Annotated in this window: 20 protein-coding genes; 8 read left to right on the plus strand and 12 right to left on the minus strand. The window is 57.5% G+C overall.

Annotation, left to right across the window (positions count from 1 at the left end):
* Nucleotides 1-48: 48 nt before the first annotated feature.
* Nucleotides 49-399: a nitrous oxide-stimulated promoter family protein gene (locus tag ABLU88_RS18035; RefSeq protein WP_014226548.1), complete on the minus strand. Its 351-nt coding sequence runs from the start codon at nt 397-399 to the stop codon at nt 49-51.
* Nucleotides 400-475: 76 nt separating this feature from the next.
* A complete protein-coding gene (locus ABLU88_RS18040; RefSeq protein ID WP_004853555.1) occupies nt 476-760 on the minus strand; it encodes a SelT/SelW/SelH family protein in 285 nt (94 codons plus the stop codon).
* Between the two features lie 215 nt (nt 761-975).
* Here ABLU88_RS18040 and ABLU88_RS18045 point away from each other — a divergent pair, with 215 nt between their 5' ends.
* The 5 genes from ABLU88_RS18045 (at nt 976) to ABLU88_RS18065 (ending at nt 7039) form a co-directional block, all read left to right on the plus strand.
* Nucleotides 976-3345: a TonB-dependent receptor gene (locus ABLU88_RS18045; RefSeq protein ID WP_348837425.1), complete on the plus strand. Its 2370-nt coding sequence runs from the start codon at nt 976-978 to the stop codon at nt 3343-3345.
* A gap of 71 nt (nt 3346-3416) precedes the next feature.
* On the plus strand, nt 3417-4457 hold the full coding sequence (locus ABLU88_RS18050; RefSeq protein WP_348837428.1) for a ChuX/HutX family heme-like substrate-binding protein: 1041 nt from the start codon (nt 3417-3419) through the stop codon (nt 4455-4457).
* Nucleotides 4454-5272 (plus strand): hemin ABC transporter substrate-binding protein, encoded by an 819-nt coding sequence (locus tag ABLU88_RS18055; protein ID WP_222582235.1) that lies wholly within the window; start codon nt 4454-4456, stop codon nt 5270-5272. Before ABLU88_RS18050 ends, ABLU88_RS18055 begins: the two co-directional genes overlap by 4 nt.
* Nucleotides 5272-6267 (plus strand): iron ABC transporter permease, encoded by a 996-nt coding sequence (locus ABLU88_RS18060; protein ID WP_348837432.1) that lies wholly within the window; start codon nt 5272-5274, stop codon nt 6265-6267. The genes ABLU88_RS18055 and ABLU88_RS18060 overlap by 1 nt, the downstream gene beginning before the upstream one ends.
* On the plus strand, nt 6260-7039 hold the full coding sequence (locus ABLU88_RS18065) for a heme ABC transporter ATP-binding protein (RefSeq protein ID WP_348837435.1): 780 nt from the start codon (nt 6260-6262) through the stop codon (nt 7037-7039). The genes ABLU88_RS18060 and ABLU88_RS18065 overlap by 8 nt, the downstream gene beginning before the upstream one ends.
* 108 nt (nt 7040-7147) lie before the next feature.
* On the opposite strand, the gene fucO is transcribed toward ABLU88_RS18065, so the two are convergent.
* Together fucO and ABLU88_RS18075 are read right to left on the minus strand one after the other, a co-directional pair.
* Nucleotides 7148-8299, minus strand: coding sequence for a lactaldehyde reductase (fucO, locus tag ABLU88_RS18070; protein WP_348837438.1), 1152 nt, complete (start codon nt 8297-8299; stop codon nt 7148-7150).
* Nucleotides 8300-8972: 673 nt separating this feature from the next.
* Entirely contained in the window at nt 8973-9293 is a 321-nt protein-coding gene (locus tag ABLU88_RS18075; RefSeq protein ID WP_348837441.1) for a FaeA/PapI family transcriptional regulator, read from the minus strand.
* A gap of 171 nt (nt 9294-9464) precedes the next feature.
* On the opposite strand from ABLU88_RS18075, the gene ABLU88_RS18080 reads away from it, so the two are divergent.
* The 3 genes from ABLU88_RS18080 to ABLU88_RS18090 are packed head-to-tail and all read left to right on the plus strand — an operon-like array spanning nt 9465 to nt 11918.
* A complete protein-coding gene (locus ABLU88_RS18080; protein WP_348837444.1) occupies nt 9465-10205 on the plus strand; it encodes a winged helix-turn-helix domain-containing protein in 741 nt (246 codons plus the stop codon).
* Nucleotides 10198-10683 carry a hypothetical protein gene (locus ABLU88_RS18085; protein ID WP_348837447.1) on the plus strand — a complete coding sequence of 162 codons (486 nt, stop codon included), beginning with the start codon at nt 10198-10200 and terminating at the stop codon, nt 10681-10683. The genes ABLU88_RS18080 and ABLU88_RS18085 overlap by 8 nt, the downstream gene beginning before the upstream one ends.
* A gap of 38 nt (nt 10684-10721) precedes the next feature.
* A complete protein-coding gene (locus ABLU88_RS18090) occupies nt 10722-11918 on the plus strand; it encodes an HD domain-containing protein (protein ID WP_348837450.1) in 1197 nt (398 codons plus the stop codon).
* A gap of 25 nt (nt 11919-11943) precedes the next feature.
* Here ABLU88_RS18090 and ABLU88_RS18095 read toward each other — a convergent pair whose 3' ends face one another.
* Genes ABLU88_RS18095 through ABLU88_RS18130 form a run of 8 tightly spaced genes read right to left on the minus strand, consistent with a single transcriptional unit; the run spans nt 11944 to nt 21581 of the window.
* Nucleotides 11944-12675 (minus strand): SDR family NAD(P)-dependent oxidoreductase, encoded by a 732-nt coding sequence (locus ABLU88_RS18095; protein ID WP_348837453.1) that lies wholly within the window; start codon nt 12673-12675, stop codon nt 11944-11946.
* 1 nt (nt 12676) lies between these two features.
* On the minus strand, nt 12677-12928 hold the full coding sequence (locus ABLU88_RS18100) for an acyl carrier protein (protein WP_004853570.1): 252 nt from the start codon (nt 12926-12928) through the stop codon (nt 12677-12679).
* 16 nt (nt 12929-12944) lie between these two features.
* Nucleotides 12945-13739 (minus strand): acyl dehydratase, encoded by a 795-nt coding sequence (locus tag ABLU88_RS18105; protein ID WP_348837456.1) that lies wholly within the window; start codon nt 13737-13739, stop codon nt 12945-12947.
* Complete coding sequence (locus ABLU88_RS18110; RefSeq protein WP_348837459.1) at nt 13736-14989, minus strand: beta-ketoacyl-[acyl-carrier-protein] synthase family protein; 1254 nt, start codon at nt 14987-14989, stop codon at nt 13736-13738. Before ABLU88_RS18110 ends, ABLU88_RS18105 begins: the two co-directional genes overlap by 4 nt.
* Nucleotides 14976-16373, minus strand: coding sequence for a TolC family protein (locus ABLU88_RS18115; RefSeq protein WP_348837462.1), 1398 nt, complete (start codon nt 16371-16373; stop codon nt 14976-14978). The genes ABLU88_RS18110 and ABLU88_RS18115 overlap by 14 nt, the downstream gene beginning before the upstream one ends.
* Nucleotides 16370-18313 carry an ABC transporter permease gene (locus ABLU88_RS18120; RefSeq protein WP_348837465.1) on the minus strand — a complete coding sequence of 648 codons (1944 nt, stop codon included), beginning with the start codon at nt 18311-18313 and terminating at the stop codon, nt 16370-16372. Before ABLU88_RS18120 ends, ABLU88_RS18115 begins: the two co-directional genes overlap by 4 nt.
* Nucleotides 18313-19473: an efflux RND transporter periplasmic adaptor subunit gene (locus ABLU88_RS18125; protein ID WP_348837468.1), complete on the minus strand. Its 1161-nt coding sequence runs from the start codon at nt 19471-19473 to the stop codon at nt 18313-18315. The genes ABLU88_RS18120 and ABLU88_RS18125 overlap by 1 nt, the downstream gene beginning before the upstream one ends.
* On the minus strand, nt 19470-21581 hold the full coding sequence (locus ABLU88_RS18130) for an ATP-binding cassette domain-containing protein (RefSeq protein ID WP_348837471.1): 2112 nt from the start codon (nt 21579-21581) through the stop codon (nt 19470-19472). The genes ABLU88_RS18125 and ABLU88_RS18130 overlap by 4 nt, the downstream gene beginning before the upstream one ends.
* Between the last annotated feature and the right edge of the window lie 5 nt (nt 21582-21586).

Here is a 21586-nt window from a genome sequence, read left to right on the forward strand (position 1 = left end):
AGACCGCACGAATTGTAGCCCGGCTAAGCGCAGCGCGAGCCGGGGAGTTTATTGCGGCTTTTTGGGCCGATACTTTTCCGGTAACTCCGGCACCGGGCGTTTGTCATCGATCAGGTGGCGAATCGTCAGGATCGGGTGCCGCCAGAGCATCCGCGGCCCCGCCCAGCGCATAATCTGCTTCATCTCTTCGCGTTTCGCGGGCTGATAGCAGTGCACCGGGCACTGCTTGCAGGCGGGCTTTTCTTCGCCAAATACGCACTTATCCAGCCGCTTGTCGGCATAGCCGTTGAGCGCCTGATAGTGTTCAGCGTCGTCGCGGGCATCCGGGCAGCGGCGCTGGTAGAGCGCAATCATGCTGCTAATGGTCTTTTTTTCCCGCGCAATACGTTTGCCCGCCATCGCCTGTTCCCCCCGATAAAGATGCATTCATAATACACATTCAGAGAGGGCGATGCAGCCCCATACTCCCTGAGGATTATGCCGGTTTATCCACGTGCCCCAGCGGTTTTTCCGGGAAGCACACATCGCGCACCCGGCGCTTGAGCTCCGCCGCGTCGGGAAAACCGCCATCCTGCTTGCGCTCCCAGATTTGTACATCATCAACGGCCACCACGAAGATCCCGCCGGTTCCCGGAACCAGCGTGACCGAAGCGATATCGGTGCTAAAGCTGTGCAGCAGTTCCTGTGCCATCCAGCTGGCGCGCAGCATCCAGTTGCACTGCGAACAGTAGGTGATGGTAATCGCGGCTTTATGGCTCATCGGCTTCTCGCTGTCGGTAAAAGGGCAAATTGTAAACAACTTGCAGATTAATTGAAGATAACATGATTATTTTGTTGCAAACGATAATACCTATCATTACCATTCGCAATCAATAAGCATGGAGAAAAAACGTCCAGTAACGGAATAACCGGACACACCTGCACTCTGGAAGTAACGCGTGAGCCAATACTAATAATGATTAAGGCGTGGCTACTATGTATAACTCCACTCAATCAACAGCATGGTTCAAGAAAAGCCTGCTGGTGACTTCTTTGCTTACAGCAATTTATCAGACTTCCGCCGGGGCGGCTGATACCACCGCGAAAACCACCAGCAGCGCATCGACTGATGACAGCTCGGAACGGATGACCGTTACCGCGCCGGCGCCGTTGCTGAAAGCGGGCAGCGAACATTCGATCGGCGCTCAGGAGCTGCAGGATAAAGGGGCCAACGACTTTGGCTCGATCATGCGCTACGAGCCGCTCATTAGCGCCACCGGCGCCAGCGGCGGTTCCGGCAACGGCAAAAGCGGCTTCGACCGCGGCGGCTATACCGGCTACAACATACGCGGCATGGAGAGCAACCGCGTCGGGATCGACGTCGACGGCATCGCCCAGCCGAACGCCACCGGACGCAGCTACGCCAGCCGCGCAGGCCTCAATACCTTCGGTATGGGCCGCGACTATATTGACCCCTATATGTACGGCAGCATCGATATTCAGTCCGGGGCGACATCAACGGAAACCGCCAATAGCGCCATCGGCGGCAACGTCTCTTTCCGCCCGAAATCCGCGGATGACTATCTGCATCCGGGCAAAACCAGCGCCTTCGGCTACCGCAGCGGCTACGACTCGTCCGATCGCAGCTGGCACAACGGCGTCACGGTCGCCGGCGGCGACGAGACCCTGCGCGGGATCTTCGTCTACAGCCGTCGCGACGGCCAGGAGACGGAAAATAACAGCGGGACCGTTGATTCCTATCCGGCAAACTGGCACTCGGACGCCTTTATGGCCTCCGGGATCTGGCAGCCGAATGACGAACATAAGTTCACCAGCACCTTCGATTATTACCATAAAACGAACCACACGCATTACGACGCCTGGGACTCCAGCGGCAACAGCGTTATCGGTACGTCAAACCAGACCAGCCAGACCCGCCGCTGGGGCCTGAGCCTGAAAGACGACTGGACGCCGATGAACGACTATATCGACAGCGTATCGACCAAAGTCTACTACCAGCATACCGAGGCCCATGACTGGACCTATATGCCGGACAGCGTCACCCGCGCGATGCAAACGGTGAGCTCCGACTACGATACCGACACCTGGGGGATTCAGAGCGCGCTGGCGAAATCGATAGGCCGCCACGATCTGAGCGCCGGTTTTAACGCCAGCACGACGAAAACCCAGCGGCCGTTAACCCAGTCGCCAACTCCGAGCGCCTTTAGCCAGATTATGCAGCCGGACGCCGACAGCCGCGGCTATATCGTCGCCGGCTTCCTGCAGGACAAAATTAACTTCGACCTCGACGGCCATAACTTTGCGGTTATCCCGGGCATTCGCGTGATGCATCAGTCGACCAAACCGGAAAACGTCTCCGATCTGGCCAACAACAGCAGCGTGCTGACCGGTTCCGACGTGTCAAATCTGTACGGTAAGAACGCTGATACCCAGGCGCTACCGTCGCTGGTGTTGCAGTACGATATCACCCCGCGCCTGATGACTTATCTACAGTATCAACGCGGCGCACAGTTCCCGAACGCCAGCCAGCTGTACGGTTCGTGGAACCTCGGCTCCAGCTACGCCGGACGCGCCCAGTATGCGCTGATCGGCAACACCGATCTGAAAACCGAAACCAGCGATAACGTTGAGTGGGGGATGAAGGGCGAAGTGGCGGAAGGCATCACCATGCGCACCGCGCTGTTCTACAACACCTATAAGAACTTTATCGCCTATACCCGCTACACCCGCGCCAATAATCCGACGCAGTTCACTAACGTACCGTCGAACATCTACACCATTTACCAGGCGGAAAACCGCGATAAAGCGTACATCTACGGCGGCGAAATCAGCGCTAAATTCAACTTTGGCACCTGGTTTGAAGAGGTTAACGGCCTGAGCGCCACCCTCGCTTACGGCTATAGTGAAGGGCAATCGAAATCCAGCTACAGCGGCGATAAGTACGTCGACCTCGATAGCGTCGCGCCAATGAAGGCCATCGTCGGCGTGGCGTGGGACGATCCGGCAAAAGTGTACGGCACCGCGCTGACCGCCACCTTTGTTAAGGGCAAGCGCGCCACCGCCACCAACCGCGAAAGCTATACCAACTCCGGCTCCGCGATTACCGATTCGACCAGCGAATATATGCGCGTTCCGGGCTACGGCATGCTGGACTGGACCGCGTACTGGCAGGTCGCGAAGAACGTGCGCGTCAACGGCGGCGTATACAACATTACCGATCGTAAATACTGGGATTATCTGAGCAGCCGCAATATCGAAACGGCGACGAACCAGGACGCCAACGACAGAGCGCTGGCGGTGATGCCTGGCCGCACCTGGCAGCTGGGCGTGAACGTCGATTTCTGACCGGCCAATAATAAGAAACCTGCTCCCCGGCCGCGCGCCGGGGAAACTCATCGTAGAGAAGGATGTGAATTATGCAAAACACCCAACCGCAACATACCCCGATGTGGCAGCGCTATCTGACCACGAAAGCGCAATCTTCCGCGAAATACGCCCGCGATATCGCCGCCGAAATGGGGATTAGCGAAGCCGAGCTGACCGAAGCCCGCCTGGGCTACGATGCCGTACGTCTGCAGGACGACGCCCGCGCCATTCTGACGGCGCTGGAAACCGTGGGGGAAACCAAATGCATCTGCCGCAACGAATACGCGGTGCATGAGCAGGTCGGCGAATTTACCCATCAGCATCTGAGCGGCCACGCCGGGCTGGTGCTCAATCCGCGCGCCCTCGATCTGCGCCTGTTTCTCAGCCAGTGGGCCAGCGCTTTTCGCCTGAACGACAACGGCCGCCAGAGCATCCAGTTCTTCGATCCGCACGGCGACGCGCTGCTCAAGGTTTACACCACCGGCAATACCGACATGGCGGCCTGGGATGCGCTGATTGCCGGGCATACGCAGCAATCGCCTGCCCCGCTGGCGATTCGCCCGGCCGAACCGCTGAAATATGCCGACTCCGCCGACGCGGCGGCGCTGGAAAATGAATGGCGGGCCATGACCGACGTTCACCAGTTCTTCGGCCTGCTGAGAAAATATAGCCTGTCGCGCCAGCAGGCTTTCCGCCTGGTCAGCGACGACCTCGCCTGCCGGATTGACACCCAGACGCTGCCGGGCCTGCTGGAAACGATCCGCCAGGATGGCAACGAGATCATGATTTTTGTCGGCAACCGCGGCTGCGTGCAGATCTTCACCGGCGCGCTGGAGAAGGTCGCCCCGATGCGCGGCTGGCTGAATATCTTCAACACCGCGTTTACCCTGCATCTGCGCGAGGAGAGCGTGGATGAGATCTGGGTGACCCGCAAACCGACCTCTGACGGCCACGTCACCAGCGTCGAGCTGTTCGCCAAAGACGGCACGCAGATCGCACAGCTGTTCGGTCAACGCAGCGAAGGCCACCCGGAGCAGGCGCAGTGGCGTGCGCAGGTCGATCGTTTGACCACCGAAGGGCTACTCGCATGAAGCGCTGGCTGATATTACTTGCGGCGTTTCCGCTGTTGGCCAGCGCCGCCGCCGAGCGGATTGTGTCGCTCGGCGGCGACGTCACGGAGGTGGTTTACGCCCTCGACGCCCAGCGGCAGCTGGTGGCAAAAGACAGCACCAGCACCTGGCCTGCCGCCGCGCAGAGCCTGCCGGATGTGGGCTATATCCGCCAGCTGAACGCCGAGGGGATCCTCTCCCTGCGGCCGACGCTGGTGCTGGCCAGCGCCCAGGCGCAGCCCTCGCTGGTGCTGAAAAAGGTTGAAGAGAATAAGGTTAAGGTGATCAACGTCCCGGGCGGCTACGACCTGCCGGCAATCGAGGCAAAAATTGGCGTGATTGCCGACGCCCTTGGTAAGCAGAGCGAAGGTAACGCCCTGCGCCAGAAGGTTCATCAGCAGATCGCGCAAATTCCGTCGCAGCCCGTGAACAAGCGGGTGCTGTTTATTCTCAGCCACGGCGGCATGAATACCATGGTGGCCGGGAAACAAACCGCGGCGGATGGCGCAATCAGGGCGGCCGGGCTGCAAAATGCCATGCAGAGCTTCGACCATTATCGCAGCATGTCGCAGGAGGGCGTTATCGCCAGTACGCCGGACCTGGTGGTGATCTCCGCCGATGGGCTGAAAGGCATGGGCGGCGAAGCCGGGCTCTGGAAGCTGCCGGGGCTGGCGCAGACGCCTGCGGGACGCCATAAGCAGGTACTGGTGATAGATGATATGGCCCTGCTCGGCTTTGGTCCGCGCACCCCGCAGGCGGTGCTCGCGCTGCGGCAAAAAGCGGAGCTGCTGCCCTGATGCGCTCCCACCCTGCCCGTCGTCTGTGGTTAATGACGCTGCTGCTGATTGTCCTGACGCTGTTCGCCACCACCCTGGGCGCCATGCGTCTGCCGTTGGCCAGCCTGCTGCCCTCAGGCGATGAGATCCTGAGAAACATCTGGCTGACCATTCGTTTGCCGCGAGTGCTGCTGGCGCTGCTGGTCGGCGCCGCGCTGGCGCTCTCCGGCTGCGTGATGCAGGGGCTGTTTCGCAACCCCCTCGCCGATCCGGGGCTGTTAGGGATCAGCGGCGGCGCGGCGCTGGCGGTCGCCTGCTGGCTGGTGCTGCCTCTGTCGGTGCCGCTGCTCGTGGCGCTGTACGCCCCGATGCTGGCGGCGTTTATCGGCAGCATGGCGGTGATGGTGGTGATTTTTATCCTCAGCCGGGCGGGAGACGCCTCGCTTTCGCGCCTGCTGCTGGTCGGCATCGCCATTAACGCCCTGTGCGGCGCGCTGGTCGGGGTGCTGGCGTGGATCAGCAACGATACCCAGCTGCGCCAGCTTTCGCTTTGGGGGATGGGCAGCCTCGGGCAGGCGGAATGGTCGACGCTGCTGGTGGCGGCCACGCTGATGATCCCGGCCTCCCTCGTGGTTTGGGCGATGGCTTCACGGCTTAACCTGCTGCAGCTGGGCGATGAAGAAGCGCACTACCTCGGCGTCAACGTTCGCGCCCTGCAGCGGCTACTGCTGCTGTGCAGCGCATTGCTGGTAGCGTCGGCGGTGGCTATCAGCGGCATTATCGGCTTTATCGGTCTGGTCGTGCCGCATTTGATGCGGATGTGGCTGGGGCCGGACCATCGCGGCCTGGTCCCCGGTTCGCTGCTGTGCGGCGCGATGTTACTGCTGCTGGCCGACACGCTGGCGCGTACCGTTGCCGCCCCCGCCGAGATGCCGGTCGGGCTATTGACCAGCGCACTCGGCGCGCCGTGGTTTCTGTGGCTGATTTTTCGTCGGGAGAAAGGGACCCATGGATAACCGCTATAGCGCGCGTTCGCTGTCGCTGCGTCTGGGTAACCGGCAGATTATTCATGATGTTTCGCTCCAGCTCTGCGGCGGTGGAATGACGGCATTGATTGGCCCCAACGGCGCCGGTAAATCAACCCTGCTGCGCCTGTTGACCGGTTATTTAACGCCCGACGGTGGCGAACGGGTGGTGGAAGGCCGTCCGCTGGAGAGCTGGTCGGCAGAAACGCTTTCCCGCCGCCGGGCGGTGATGCTGCAGCGCACCCAGCTTCACGCCGACTGGCCGGTTGAGACGGTTATCGCCATGGGCCGTTCGCCGTGGGGCGGCGTAGCAAATGAGGAGATGATCAGCCGGGTGATGGAAGAGACCGGCTGCGATCATCTGGCCGGGAGACGCTACCCTTCCCTCTCCGGCGGCGAACAGCAGCGGGTGCAGCTGGCCCGCTGTCTGGCGCAGCTGTGGCGCGATGGCGCCCCCGAGGGCTGGCTGTTTCTCGATGAGCCCACTTCGGCGCTGGATCTCTATTACCAGCAGCACCTGCTGCGCCTGCTCAAACGCCTGACCCGCAGCAGCCGGCTGCACGTCTGCATAGTGCTGCACGACCTGAACCTCGCGGCGCTGTGGGCCGACCGGATTCTGCTGCTGCATCAGGGGAAGCTGGTAGCCGAGGGCACGCCGCAGGAGGTGATCCAGCAGCCGATTATCCGCCGCTGGTACGGCGCGGAGGTTAGCATGGGGGAACATCCCGATGCGGCCGTTCCGCAGGTCTATCTGGCGCCGTGAACTGATGAAATAATTATGCAGGGCGGCGGCTAACGCCCCGCCCTGTGAAAACGTTCCTTTCTGAACAGCGAAGCCGGTATGTCTACCGGCTTCGCTGCGATTGCCAAATTAGAAGATCTGCCGATACAGCGCTTTAATCTCTTCCAGACTGGTGTCACGCGGGTTGCCGCCGGTGCACACGTCCGCCAGAGCCGCCGCCGCAAGGGCATCAATATCCTCTTCTTTCATACCGACATCGCGCAGGCGCACCGGGATATTGACGTCGCGATTCAGCTGCGCCACCGCCTCAATGGCTGCCTGTCGCGCTTCGGCAATCGGCAGGGTTGACGCCTGCTTGTTGCCGAGGGCCACCGCGATGTCGCGATATTTTTCGCCAGTATATTCGGCGTTGTAGGCCATGATATGCGGCAGCAGCACCGCGTTAGCCACGCCGTGCGGCGTACCGTAGAACGCGCCCAGCGGGTGGGCCATACCGTGGACCAGCCCCAGACCAACGTTTGAGAAGCCCATTCCGGCAATATACTGCCCCAGCGCCATCCCTTCCGCGCCCTGCGCCTCGCCCTGAACGGAAGCGCGCAGCGAGCGGCCAATCACCTCAATAGCCTTCAGATGCAGCATGTCGGTGAGTTCCCATGCGCCTTTGGTGATGTAGCCTTCAATCGCATGGGTTAGCGCGTCGACGCCGGTCGCCGCCTTCAGGCTGGCCGGCATACTGCTCATCATGTCGGCATCGATGATCGCCACTACCGGGATATCGTGCGGGTCGTAGCAAACAAATTTGCGCCGATTCTGTACGTCGGTAATCACGTAGTTGATGGTGACTTCGGCTGCCGTACCGGCGGTGGTTGGGATCGCAATCATCGGCACGGCGGCGTTTTTCGTCTCCGCCCCGCCTTCAAGACTGCGGACGTCGGCGAACTCCGGGTTATTAATGATGATGCCTATCGCCTTACAGGTATCCTGCGGTGAGCCGCCGCCGATAGCGATCAGGTAGTCTGCGCCCGACTGTTTAAACGTCTCTACGCCCTGCTGCACAACCTCAATCGTGGGGTTCGGAACCACTTCATCAAAAATGCTGTAAGGCAGCCCGGCTTCGTCGAGAATAGCAAAAACTTTTGTTGCGACGTTAAAACGAATCAGATCCTTATCCGTGACCACCAGCGCTTTTTTGAAGCCGCGTTTTTTAACTTCATCAACGATACAGCGAATCGAACCTGGGCCAAAATAAGAGGTTTCGTTTAAAATCATTCTGTAAGCCATTTGTGCTTCCTCAATTCGAGTGTTTGATAACCATAATATTTAGCCCTACAGTAACGTGACTGGCGCAGCCATTTTATTAATTCATATCAAATAACACCCTAATTGCCCGGCACGCTGACTCAGTTAATTAACGCATCGCACTTTAGCCATGAGATTCGTCCAACATACTGGACATCCGTGGCCACCATGTTAATGACGACCACAGGCATTGTGCAGCAATATAAATTTGAGAAAGATATTATCTCATGATGTATATTATTGAAGTGGATCACATTATTTTATTTTTAACCACCGACACGCATTCATATAGCAAAAAAGAGAGCTGTGCAGAAGCACGAAATGTCTCCGCGCGCCAACGTCATTGCAGCAGATAGTCATATCGTCGACTTAACACTTTAGAAACAAAAACATCATTCACACAACAAAACGGTCATTCCGGGCCGTCGACTATCGATTAAAAATCTCTCATAAGAATTATCTGTCATTATCGGCAATTGCTTATCGATCAATGGGTAGACGAAATGCCTTTTTCTTAAGAAGCGTGAATTTTTACTATTAAGAATATTCTCTATTAATTGCGAGATATTAACTGTCAAAAAGATAAAAAAATCAAAAAAACACCTAAGAGGTTTATATTTATTGCAAACACCCTAACCTCTTGTTAGTATGACTTTTAGTCCATATTTTTATTATAAAAATACCATTTATGATGCTTATTAACTTTTATTCTAATCACCTGACCATACTTCTCCAACGGCAGAAGTAAATGTCTGACTTTATAAATTGACATTTCGCACCTGTCGGCTAATTCACGAGTAAGTAACCCTTCAGGTTCATGTTCTTTCAATACATAAAGAATATACTCCTGCTCTGGTACAATTACCCCGGAGAATTTATTGATGCCCATTGAACTCATCAATACTCGTAAACTTTCAACTGCAGCTACAGAATTTTGATGTGAATGCGGGGTACAGGGTGAAAATGAAATCTTCATGAGTCAGCTCCTTCTGTCATTAAGTACACGGCAGTATGAATTGCCCCTACGAAAACGGCAACATTAGCTTTAAATTTCAACTTAAACAGTACATTTATCTGAAATTCACTTTTTTTTATGATAAAAACTCTGATATAAAGAGTGAATTTTTAATTCCGTGCGGAGATAAAAATGCGGTTCGATATAGAGGGATTTATTACATTTGATACTGAGGAAGCATCACTGGTCAATCTGTTGACCGGTGATTGTATTGAACTCTCTGCTACTTCCACTCGCCTCCTGACCAATCTGTTACAATACCGTGGGGACATTATTTCTCGCGTTGACATTTTTCAGTCGGTATTTGAAAAATATGGCGCCAGACCTTCTAATAGCAACCTGAATCAATACATCTCAACGCTGCGTCGCAGCCTTGCGGATCTGGGCGTTGAGAAAAATGTGATTATTACGGTACCGCGAATTGGCTTTAAAATTTCTGAGGAAGTCATTATCACCAGCGACAATGATTATTCCTCCTCTTTCACTCTCCCGACGCTGGCCCCTGAACTTCCCAGGCGTAATCTGCTGTGGCAACACCGCAAAGTCGCCATTTTATTTATCCCGTTGGTGATAGCTTTGATGCTGCTTTTACAGTTTTTTACCCATCAAAAACAGTCCCCTACAGCGGTTTTCACTCAGGATAAATGTATTTTTTATGGCGCAGGAGCGCTACGCGCGGGGGAAATACTCAGAAATAAAAAGCTGTTCCCCTCGGGGCTCGATTGTTCTACACCCAAGAAAATTTATCTTTTCAACCGACAATTAAATCAGGAACAGGACTTAGGTATTTATATGGATATATTCATACTCAAATGCGATATAAAGTACCAGCAGTGCCACAGTCATTACTATAAGGAAATAAAAAATGCGTAAATACGCTTTTATCGCGCTGGCCTGTACGCTAACGCTGGCATTAGCTTCCATCCTGTACATTTGTTTCAACAGCCATGACGCTTTCTCCTGTAAATCACAATACGATCTTACAGAGGAAATAAATGAGAATATTCTCCGCTCGCAGGGCTTGCTTTCCGCTGAACTTTCGAATCATCGTCTTTTAATCAACCTTGAGGGATTACTTACCAGTAATGGCGATAAATACATTGTCTCGCGCACCATCGTCCTCAATTTAAAAAAAACCACTACTGCCGATCATCTTTTTTATATTTCCGATGCGCAAATCACTCGCCACAGCGGTGATAATACGCCTGAGAACATCGCGCAAAAAAACCTCTTTAGCGACCAAACTAATGATAGAATCATCTATATCAATCGCGTTAATGATGATACTATTTTATTCGGTAACCAAACGTTCCCACAATATGGTTGCCAGCGTCAAAAAAACAATCATTGATTGAGATTTATCTCATTAATTTTAATTATAAAGATATCATGACGATACATTTACTACCGACGTTAGCCAGCATCGCTAATATCATTGATATGATTAACCCACGGCTAAATCTGCACCATGTCAGAACGGCGTTTATCGCATCGCATCTGGCAAATTTAGTCAATTTTTCTGCGGCCCAGCGGCGTAAAACTATTCTCGCCGCGCTTATTCATGATGTCGGCGGATTAAATGAAAAGTCGCGCCTTGAGCCGCTCAACTACATCGATAATGAACATAATAATCACGCGCTAATCGGCAGCGAGTTGCTTAGCCGAATTCCGCTGTTTCGCCCGCTCAACAGAATCGTTCGCTATCATCACACCCGCTGGCGCAACGGTCTGGGGCATTATATTGAAGGTGAGCGGGTGCCCGAAGAGAGCCATCTGCTCTTCTTCGCTGACCGGCTGGATGTACTTTATTGCGAGCACCGTACCGATCATAGCGCCTTTTTAAGCAACAAGCTGGTCGACATCGTTGCTGCCGGAGCTAATATTCTTTATAAACAGGAGTATATTCAGGCCTTCAGAACGCTCTCCGCCGATGGCCATTTCTGGTCTGTCATGGCATCCACCGATTATCGCGATTACATTAACGCGATCTCCGGCGTCCATAACGACACCCTCTCTTTACACAACCTCCGCGATATTGCCGAACTGGTCTCTTTTATTATCGATCAATTCAGTCGGCAGACGCCCTGGCACTCCGCCGCCGTGGGGCACATTGCCGGTTATCTGGCGACAAAAATAGAAATGAGCGCGACGCAAGCGCTGAAAGTAGAAATTGGTGGGTTACTGCATAATATTTCCTGTCTGGATCATCGCCCGCCGTCAAAACGCGTTGGTGCGTCAGACAACGCCCGGCACACGCTTTATCCTATTGAAGGTATTGATGATATTTCTGAGTGGATGGCCATGCAAAATGGACCCGCGCCGCTTCAATTACACGAGGAAATCCTTAAGCCAGAAGCCGTGCTTATCGCGGTAAGCCGACGGGTGGTCCATGCGCTAAATGGACCGAAAGCGGAAGAGAAGTCGCTGGCGCAGTTAATAAAAAATAACCCGGGAGAGGAAATTCCCCCGTTTATGTTATCCCTGATTGCCCAATATTCCCCACAGATTATCCAGGTCTATCGTGCAACCGCTGGCGAAATACAGGCGTTAATGAATCGCATTGCGCAACTCACGCATTCCGTTTAGAGGCTAACCCGGCCTAATCACAGACTCAGGCGCTCAATCCGCCGTCCAGAACCAGGGTTTGCCCGGTCATATACTGGCTCCCCTCACCGATTAAAAACGCCACCGCCTGCAGCACATCATCCGTTTCGCCCAATCGGCGTAGCGGTATCGACTGGCGCATCTCTTTCAATTTTTGCGCGGGTATCTCCTCCAGCATCTCCGTACGGATCAGGCCCGGCGCCAGGCAGTTGACCCGAATGCCGAAGCGCCCGACCTCCAGCGCCAGCGAGCGCGCAATACCGCTCATCGCCGCTTTACTCGCGGCGTACGCCGTCTGCCCCACGTTGCCCTTTAACGCGCTGACCGACGACATCATCACAATGGAGCCCCGCCGCTGCGTGAGCATCGCCGGCAGCAGCACCCGGTTCCAGTTCATCATCGAGATCACATTGGTGTCCAACACTTCGCGCCAGAGCGCGGCGTCCTGATGAATATGCAGGCCATCGCGAGCTATCCCGGCATTGTGAATAATCGCTTCCGGCGCCCCCCGCTCGGCCAGTAGCGCCTGCGCAAGCTGTTCAACCCGCGACGCGTCGTTGCCGTCGCAGACGTATCCCTGTACCCGGTGGGCGGAATTTTCGCTCGCCGCCCGGGTGGCGTTAATCGCAGCCTCATCGCGGCCGGTAAAGACCACGTTCCGGCTTTGCGCCAGGCCGGTGACCAGCGCCCGACCAATACCGCGGCTGCCGCCGGTCACCAATATCCATTGTTGCGCCATATCAGTTACCTGACTCTTTGCTGATGTGCTGACACAGTTCGCCCAGGGTGATCCCCGGATTGTGAATAAACCAGTCCGCCTCCAGGGTGATATTGAATTCACGTTTTGCCAGCACCATGAGCTCGACGTAGTCCAGGCTATCCAGTTTCAGTCGAACCAGCGGCGTATTCTCATCAATCTCATCCGGTTCCAGGTCTTTCGCATCGCAAATCATTTCACATACTTTTTGCAGAACTTCATCATAGGCAGTCATAAATTATCCTTAATTATCAATTATGCACGGGGCCAACTTTTAGCGTGACCACGTTCGTTATTATCAGGTCATCCAGCTCCGCCGCCGCGGCAATGCGCACCAGCGCCCCCTGTTCGGCCTGGCCCACCACCAGCGAGGGCAGCAGCCAGAGCGACAGAGATTCGGGACAAATCGGCGTCGCTTTGCCCGCGAGACGAGCATCAAACACCACCTCCTGGTGGGTTTGCAGCACCGGATAGCGGGTAAATATTTGCTGCAACGAGGTTTCTCCCGGCCCGAGCAGGGAGGCGATATTCTCCTGGCGCAGCAGCGCGGGATCGCCAATCAGCTGGCGGAACAGCAAGGCGTCAAGAAACTGCCACTGCGCCAGGTCGGGCCAGGCGGCGTGGAAGTACGACTGCAGCTCGCGCAGCGTCTTTGGCGCAATCGTGCAGGGCTGTTTACCCACCAGCGATTCCGGCTCGGCCGCCGTGCTCATCTGGCAGGAGAGGCAGAGTTCGCCATTGTGCGGATTGCTGACCGATGTGGCGGACAAAAGGCGATTTTTGGCTACCCCGGGCGTTAACAGCCAGTCGGTATCGCACCATATTGGCCTGCGCAGGCGAACCTGGCATTTTACATAACGCTCAGGGCGGTACAGCCGGGAGTGGGCATCGCGCTTCACGTCGAGCAGCGCGCGCATTCCGTGGACGCTCAGCTGTCCCCCGCCCATCTCACGCGCTGCCGCGAGGTCGAAGTGAATCGGGTTTTCGTCATCGGAAAACGCCGCCCACTGCCGCGCGTCGGCAAGGGTGTAGTGCAGCAGCGTCACGCGTGTTTCTCCAGCACCAGCGCGGCGTTCGCGCCGCCGAAACCAAAGCTCAGATTCAGCGCCCGATGTATCTCCCCCTGACGGTGCCCTTCAGCGATATAGTCAAGATCGCACTGCGGATCAGGCTGGGTTAAATGGGCCGTCGCAGGCAGTATCCCCGCCGCCATCGCCTGCAGGCAAACAATGGTCTCGAAGCTCCCTGCGGCGGCAATCAGATGCCCGGAGTAGGCTTTGGTGCTGGAAATCGGGATGCGGTACGCCTCGTCGCCCAGCGCCTTTTTCAGCGACTGCGTTTCGTTGAGATCGTTGAGCGGCGTGGAGGTGCCGTGGGCGTTGATGTAATCGAGGTCGGCAGGCTGGAGATCTGCGCAGCGCAGCGCCCAACGGATGGTCTGCTCGCGGGCTACGCAGTCCTCCGCCGGGGAGGTAAAATCCACCGCGTCGGAGAAATTAGCATAGCCGGTGACCTCCGCCAGGATCGTCGCCCCGCGCGCGAGGGCGCTCTCGCGCTCCTCCAGGCACAGCACCGCCCCGCCTTCCGAAAGCACGAACCCGCTGCGCTGCAGGCTGAACGGACAGCTGGCCCGCTCCGGCGACTCCGTTTCCCGGCTCAGCGCGCCGAGCACATCGATATTCCAGATCGCGCAAACGCTGTTTAGCGATTCCCCGGCGCCGGCGAGCAGCATGCTGGCGCGGCCAAAGCGAATCGCATCATAGGCCTCGCCGACAGCGATAGTGCCGGTGGCGCAGGCCGCGACCGGGGTATTTTGATAGCCGCGCAAATTCCACAGCTGGCTACAGGCGGCGGTGCTCACGTTGGGCATGGAAAAAAAGCAGCTAAAGGGCGAGGAGACGCCGGTTTTCTCAAACTCGGGTACCGCCAGATAGCTTTCATCCAGCCCTGCCCAGCCGGAGCCGATGATGGCGCCGCACATTAGCGGGTCATAAAACGCCGTGGGAGCTTCCCCCGCAAAGGCCATCGCCACCGCTTCCCGCGCGGCGGCCAGCGCCAGGCGCGCGTGACGCGGCAGACGCCGACGAATCGCGGCGGGAACTCCCTTGAGGCTGGGTTCATTCTCCACCTGACCGATAAAATGCGTGTGAATACCGTTCGCGGAGAGATCCACGTAGCGGTAGCCGCGTCGATAATCCATGATGGCCTGCCAGCTTTCGGCGGCGCTATCGCCGAGGGGAGTCACCGCGCCATAGCCGGTTATCACCACGCGATAAGGGGAGTTACTGTGGCTCATTCTGGGAAGTCCTCTGTTGCGGGTTAATGCCTCCCTGCGCCAGCCAAAGCTGCAAAGTGGCATAAAGATAGTCGTACTGGTTCTGCGCCAGGCTGTTCTGCACATCAAGCAGCGCGTCCTGGGCGTTCAGCAGAGTCTGATAATCCACCGCCCCTGAGCGGTAGCGGCTCCCGGTGAGCGCCAGACGCTGCTCGCCCAGCTGCAGCGTTTGCAGCAGACGATCGCGCTGCTCGTCGGCGTTAAGCCGCTTCTCCATCGCGTTGTCCACCTCCGACAGCGCGGTATAGGCGGTGCGGCGAAAGTTCACCGCCTCCTGCTGTACCTTCACGCTGGCCTGCTCCACGGTGAGCTGTACCGTGTTCCACTGGATAAAGGGCGCGGAAACGCTGCTGCCCACGGTGCGCAGCGGGTCGTTAAACCACTGGTGAAAGAGCTGGCTTCCGGCGCTCAGCGTTCCCTGCAGCGAGAGCGTGGGATAGAAGCTCAGCCGCGCGGCGTCTGAGCCCGCCAGCGCCGCCCGCAGGCGGGATTCCGCCGCCTGCAGGTCCGGACGGCTGGCGAGCGCGGCCAGCGGCGTGGCGTTGGCAATAGCGATATGCTGACGCACATCCAGCGCGGAGGACTCATCGGTGTGCTGAGCCGGCGGTCTGTTGAGCAGCAGCGCCAGCGCGTTACGGGAAATCGCCCGCTGCTGCTTCAGGCTCAGCAGCTGATTCTGCCGGCTGATGACCGTCTGCCGCGCCTGCAGCACATCGAGCAGGCCCACTTTACCCGCTCGCTGCCAGGACTCAATCTGCGCCAGCGTCTGCCTGGCGATATCCAGACTCGCCGCCTGATACGTCATTTGCTGGTTCAGCAGAGCGATGTTCCAGTACAGCTGCGCGGTAGTATCAATCGTCGACAGGATCGTCGCCCGGTAGTCCTGCTCGCTGGCTATCGCCTCCCATTCGCTCTGCTCCCGGATCCGCGCCAGCTTGCCCCACAGATCCAGCTCATAGCTCAGGGACAGTGAGGCGCTGTAGCTCTCCTGCGAACCGCCGCTGCTAAGCGGTTTTGAGTTACTGCCGGAGCCGTTGAGGCTCGCGTCGGGGCTGATATTGGTCCGGGTGAGCCCAGCGGAAATACGCGCCTGCTTAAGGGTTAAGGCGGCAGCGGCGAGATCGTTATTGCTTTCCAGCACCTGCCCCACCACCCGCGACAGACGTTCGTCGCCGAAACGGTCCCACCAGCGCTGCGCTTTCTCCTGCGAGCGCGCCATGCTGTCTCCCTCCGTCCGCTGCCAGTTCTCCGGCACCGACAGCAGCGGGCGCTGATAATCGCTGCGGGTTAAATTCCCGCAGCCCGTCAGCAATACAATTAACGGTAATAAAGTCAGCGGTCTCATTCGCGGGCCAGAGCCTCCGTCGGGTTCAGTCGCGCCGCGCGGCGCGCTGGAAAATAGCCAAACGTCAGGCCAATCAGGGCGGAAAAACCGCAGGCCATCGCTACCGGCAGCCAGGTGAAGACCATGGAAAACTCCTGCGTCAGCAGGGCAAACAGGTTACCGGCGACCCAGGAGCCCAATACCCCCGTCAGCCCGCCGAGCGCGCAGATCATCACCGCCTCAATTAAGAATTGATGCATGATGTCGCTGGGGCGAGCGCCGACCGAAAGCCGGATGCCAATCTCATGGGTGCGTTCGGTAACGGAAACCAGCATGATGTTCATGACGCCAACGCCGCCAACCAGAAGCGAGATGGCGGCAATCGCGGTGATCAGCAGCGACATGGAGTCAGAGGTTTTTTGCAGCGCGTTGGCGAGCTGTTCGTCGGTCTGGACAAAGAAATCTTTTTTGCCGTGCTCACGGATAAGATGCCTTTCCGCCCGCCGCGCCGCGTCCTGCGGCGACAGCGTTTCCTGAAAGCGCAGCGTGAGCGCCTCCAGCGGTTTGTCCCCGGAAATCCGCTGCAATAAAGAGGTATAGGGGATCCAGGCCGACATAAATCCGCTGACCACCTTCGGTCCCGGCTTGCTGGCGATGCCGATCACCCGCCACGGCGCGCCGGCGATTTGCACAATTTTACCCAGCGGATCTTCATTACCGGGAAACAGCGTCTCTTTGCTGGTTTCATCCAGCACCAGCACCGGTTCACGATCGTCGACATCGCGGTGGGTAAAACCGTTGCCGTGAAGGAAACGAATGCCCTGCAGTGAGAAATAATCGGCGGAAACCCCGGAAAGAATAATCGAGGAATCAAACCCCTGGCGCACCGCGGTCGTCATGCTCGAGACGATCGGCGACACCCCAAGCACCCACGACTGTTTGCCGAGGCTGGCGATATCATCCAGCGACAGCGCCCGCTCCATATCCGGACGCTTGCTGCCCCAGCCGGTGCCGGGGCGGATTTCGAGCGTGGTATTACCCAGTTTGCCTATCTCGTTCATGATGCTCTGCCGGGCGCCTTCCCCCACCGCCATGGAGGAAACCACGGACGAAATGCCGATGATAATCCCCAGCATCGACAAAAAGGCGCGCATACGATGCCCCAGCAGCGACCGCCATGCCATCCGTACCGACTCTCCGATACTGCGCGACAGCGAGGCCCGGCCGTTATCCTGTACCGCGGGCAGCCGCGGAATGCCGCGATTATCACGCGCGCCGTGGGTGCTATCGGCGACCACCTGCCCATCGCTGATCTCGACGATCCTCTGGGCCTGCTGCGCTACCTCGCGATCGTGGGTCACGATAATCACCGTATGCCCGTCAGCGTTCAGCTGGTGCAGAACATCCATCAGCGCCCGGCCGCTGACGCTATCCAGCGCCCCGGTGGGTTCATCGGCAAGAATAATCTGCGCGCCGTTGATCAGCGCCCGACAGACGCTGACCCGCTGCTGCTGGCCGCCGGAAAGCTGCGCGGGTTTATGCGCCAGGCGCGCGTCAATGCCCAGCTTTTCCGCCAGCAGCGCAATGCGCGCCTGGCGCTCAGCGGCGGGCATCGCGGTATAGAGCGCAGGGATGGCAATATTCTCTTCCGCCGTCAAATAAGGCATCAGGTGATAGCGCTGAAAAATAAATCCCAGCCAGCGGCTGCGCAGCTCCGCCAGCGCCGCGCTGTCGGCCTGATGGGTGGCGATGCCGTTGATATATACTTCACCGCTGCTGGGTTTATCCAGACAACCGATAATATTCATCAGCGTCGATTTACCCGAGCCGGAAGCGCCCATAATCGCCACCATCTCGCCGGGCATAATGGTCAGAGAGATGGATTTCAGCACCGGAATCAGTTGCGTCCCGGCAACAAAATGACGCGTGACGTTGTTCAGCAAGATTAACGGCTCAGCCATCAGACGGACCCCGCATCCTGCGGGATCACCACCCGCTCACCGGGCTGTAATCCTTCAAGAACCTGCGCATACTGGCGGTCGTTAATCCCGATGCGGATGGTGCGCTCCTCGCTGCCGTTCTCCTTTTGCACCACGACCAGGTAGCGCTCATCCCCGAGCGAACGCCCCAGCGCGGCAACCGGCACGCGCAGCGCATCTTTCACCTGCGCGATGCGGATAAACACCTGGGCGGTCATCGAGGTTTTCAGCAATCGCTGGCGATTATCCACCTCGAAGGTGCCGTTATAGTAAATGGCGCTGCTCTGCTGGTTACCGGCAGACGCGCCGGCGTTTTGTTCCTCCAGCGCCTCCTGCGGCGCGGGCTGGACATAGCCAAGCTCCCCTTCATAACGGGTTTGCGGGTCGGCAATGACGTAAAACCATAGCGGCTGTCCCGGATGGATTTTCTGGATATCGGCTTCGGAAATGCGGGTTTGGACCTGGACTTTATCGAGATCGGCGAGCACCAGAATCGTGGGCGCAATTTGCGAGGAGACGATGGTTTGCCCTTCGCGGGTCACGATGCCCAGCACTTCGCCATCCATAGGCGCGAGAATGCGGGTATAGCCGAGGTTGGCGTTGGCGGTCTGCACGCTCATTTCCGCCTGCACAATCTGCGCCTCATTCACCGCTATCTGCTGAACCTGCGCGGCATACTGCGCCTGCGCCTGTTCAAGGTCGCTGCTCACGCCGGAGCCGTCGCGGCTCATGGCCTGCTCGCGCGCCAGCGCTTTGCGGTACTGCACCAGCGTGGCCTCAGAGGCCTGCTTTTGCGCTCTGGCGCTGGCCAGCTGCGCGGTAGCGTTGCGTAAGTCGGAAAGCTGCAGCGTCGGGTCGATTTCGGCTAACAGCTGCCCTTTGCGCACCCGCTCGCCCTGGCGCACGTACAGCTTACGCAGCTGGCCGCTGACCTGCGCGCCGACGCTCACCTGGACGGCAGGTTTGATAATCCCGCTCGCCAGCACGACCTTTTCGATATCCCCGCGATCGAGCGTAACGGTATCAATCGACTCGGTCTGTGCCGGAAATGAGCGCTGATAGTAAACGGCGGCAACAATGGCCAGCATAGCGACCAGCGCAAACAGCCACGTTTTACGGCGGCGTAAAAATGCTCTTCTCATTGCTCCACCTCTCCCTGTGTGATATCGCGCAGCTTGCCTTCCTTCAGGCGATAAACCCGCGTGAAATGATGCAGGATCTGCTCGCTGTGGGTCACGACGATCAGCGTCTTGCCCTGTTCGCGGCAGTGCTGGCACAGCGCGAGGATCGCCGTTTCCGCGGTTTCATCATCAAGATTGGCGGTCGGCTCGTCGAACAGCAGTATGGGCCGGGTGCTGTAGAGCGCCCGCGCCAGCATCAGCCGCTGACGCTGGCCCAAAGAGAGCGCCGAGTGGCTCTCGCGGATCAGCGCCTCCATTCCTCCCGGCAGCGCCTGAACCACCGGCCCCAGCGCCATTTTTTCGACCAGCGCCTCCACTCGCCCGCGATCGCTGTCGCTGTACCACGGATCAAACAGGGTGATGTTTTGCAGCACCGAGGCGTTGAACAGGATGTCTTCCTGACTCTGTAACCATACCTGCGACGCCAGCTGCTGCGCGCTCACCTCGTCGTTGTTCAGCAAAATTCGCCCATGCTGCGCGGAAAAAAGCCCTGCCATCAGCCGCAGCAGGGTGCTTTTTCCGGCGCCGGAATCACCCACGATCGCCAGCCGATCGCCGGGCTCCAGGATGAGATCAACGGCATTGAGTACCGGACGCTGCGGGTTGTAATGAAAGCTCACCTGCTCGAACGTCAGCCGCGGAACCGCTTCACCGCTGAGCGGAGCAAACTGGGGCGCAGCAGGCTCATGGCGAGTGAACAGGCCCTGAGCGCGGGTATCGATCACGTGCAGCTGTGATTTACGGATCACGGCATAAAATATCCGCGTGACGTAGGAGGTAAAAATCTGTCGTAAAAAGCTGTAGGCAAAAAAGTCGCCCAGTGAGATAAGCTTTGCGTGCACCAGCGGCAGCACCACCAGCATGAAAACCACCATCTCAAGGCTACCGGTCAGCTGGTACAGTCCCTCTTTGACCTGCTGATAGACTTTCTGCCGCTGGAGGCAGGTGAAAAGGTCATGAGACAGACGGGCAAACTGCGCTTTACGCTGCGTTTCCAGCCCGGCGGTTTTGATGGTTAACACGCCCTGAAGCGTTTCCATAAAAAAGTCATTCAGCGTCGCGCTTTTCAGCTGCAGCTGCTGCGTATACCAGCGGTCGCGGAAAATGGCCCAGACGCTAATCAGCCCCATCGCCACAATACCCACGGCGGAAATCAGCGCCAGCACCGGGGAGATCCAGAACATAATGCCGATCGCGATAACGCAGATGATCCAGTCCGAGCGGAGCCCGTTATCCAGTTCGATTTTTTGCAGCATCCCCCCCTGCCAGGCGATAAAACGGCTGAAAACGTCCCCCGGCGCGCGTTTTTCAAAAAAACGCAGCGGATTATTCAGCAGGCGGGAAAAACCGATATCGCTCTTAAGCAGGACAAAGCGGCGAATAAATCGCTCGCTAATCACCCTGACGCCCAGCGCCAGCAGCGTGGATACAACAAAGGCGAGGATGAACCATAAATAAGGAAACTGCGTATTCTGAACGTCAGAGAAGGCCTGGTTGATCGCCCGGCTGACCATCGTCGGCATTAAAAACAGGGTGAGCGACACCAGGAAGGTCAAGAGCATCAGCTTATAAATGCCCGGTACCGCCGCGGTCTCCTTCAGGTTCATCGCCCCCGGCATCTCCTGCTGCGCGCCGGCAATAACCGGGTCCGGGCCGGCAATTGCGCCGGGCGACTCTTCCAGGATCAGCGCATAGCCGCTAATCTCTTTTTTTAATGCCGAGAAAGGCAGCCACTGCTGGCCAATCGCCGGATTCATGACGCAGACGTAATCCCCTTTTCGCCAGGCCAGCAGAACATAGTGGCTGGCGCCGTAGTGCAAAATGGACGGGAACGGCAGCGCATGAAGCTCTGAGTGATCGAACAACACCGGCGCGGTGGCAATGCCGATCTGCTGCAGGATAACGGATAAATCGCTCAACGATGTCCCATGATCGGATGCCGGGAAAATTTCCCGCAAAGCCGGCAGCGAGCACGGAATATTCTGGGTTTGCGCCAGCATCGCAATACAGGAGAGGCCGCATTCATTGGTCTCTTCCTGGAAAACCATATCAGGAATAATCTTTTTCATGATGA

The sequence above is a fragment of the Klebsiella sp. GW_Kp182 genome, assembly GCF_040062275.1.
GTDB classification, from domain to species: domain Bacteria; phylum Pseudomonadota; class Gammaproteobacteria; order Enterobacterales; family Enterobacteriaceae; genus Klebsiella; species Klebsiella michiganensis.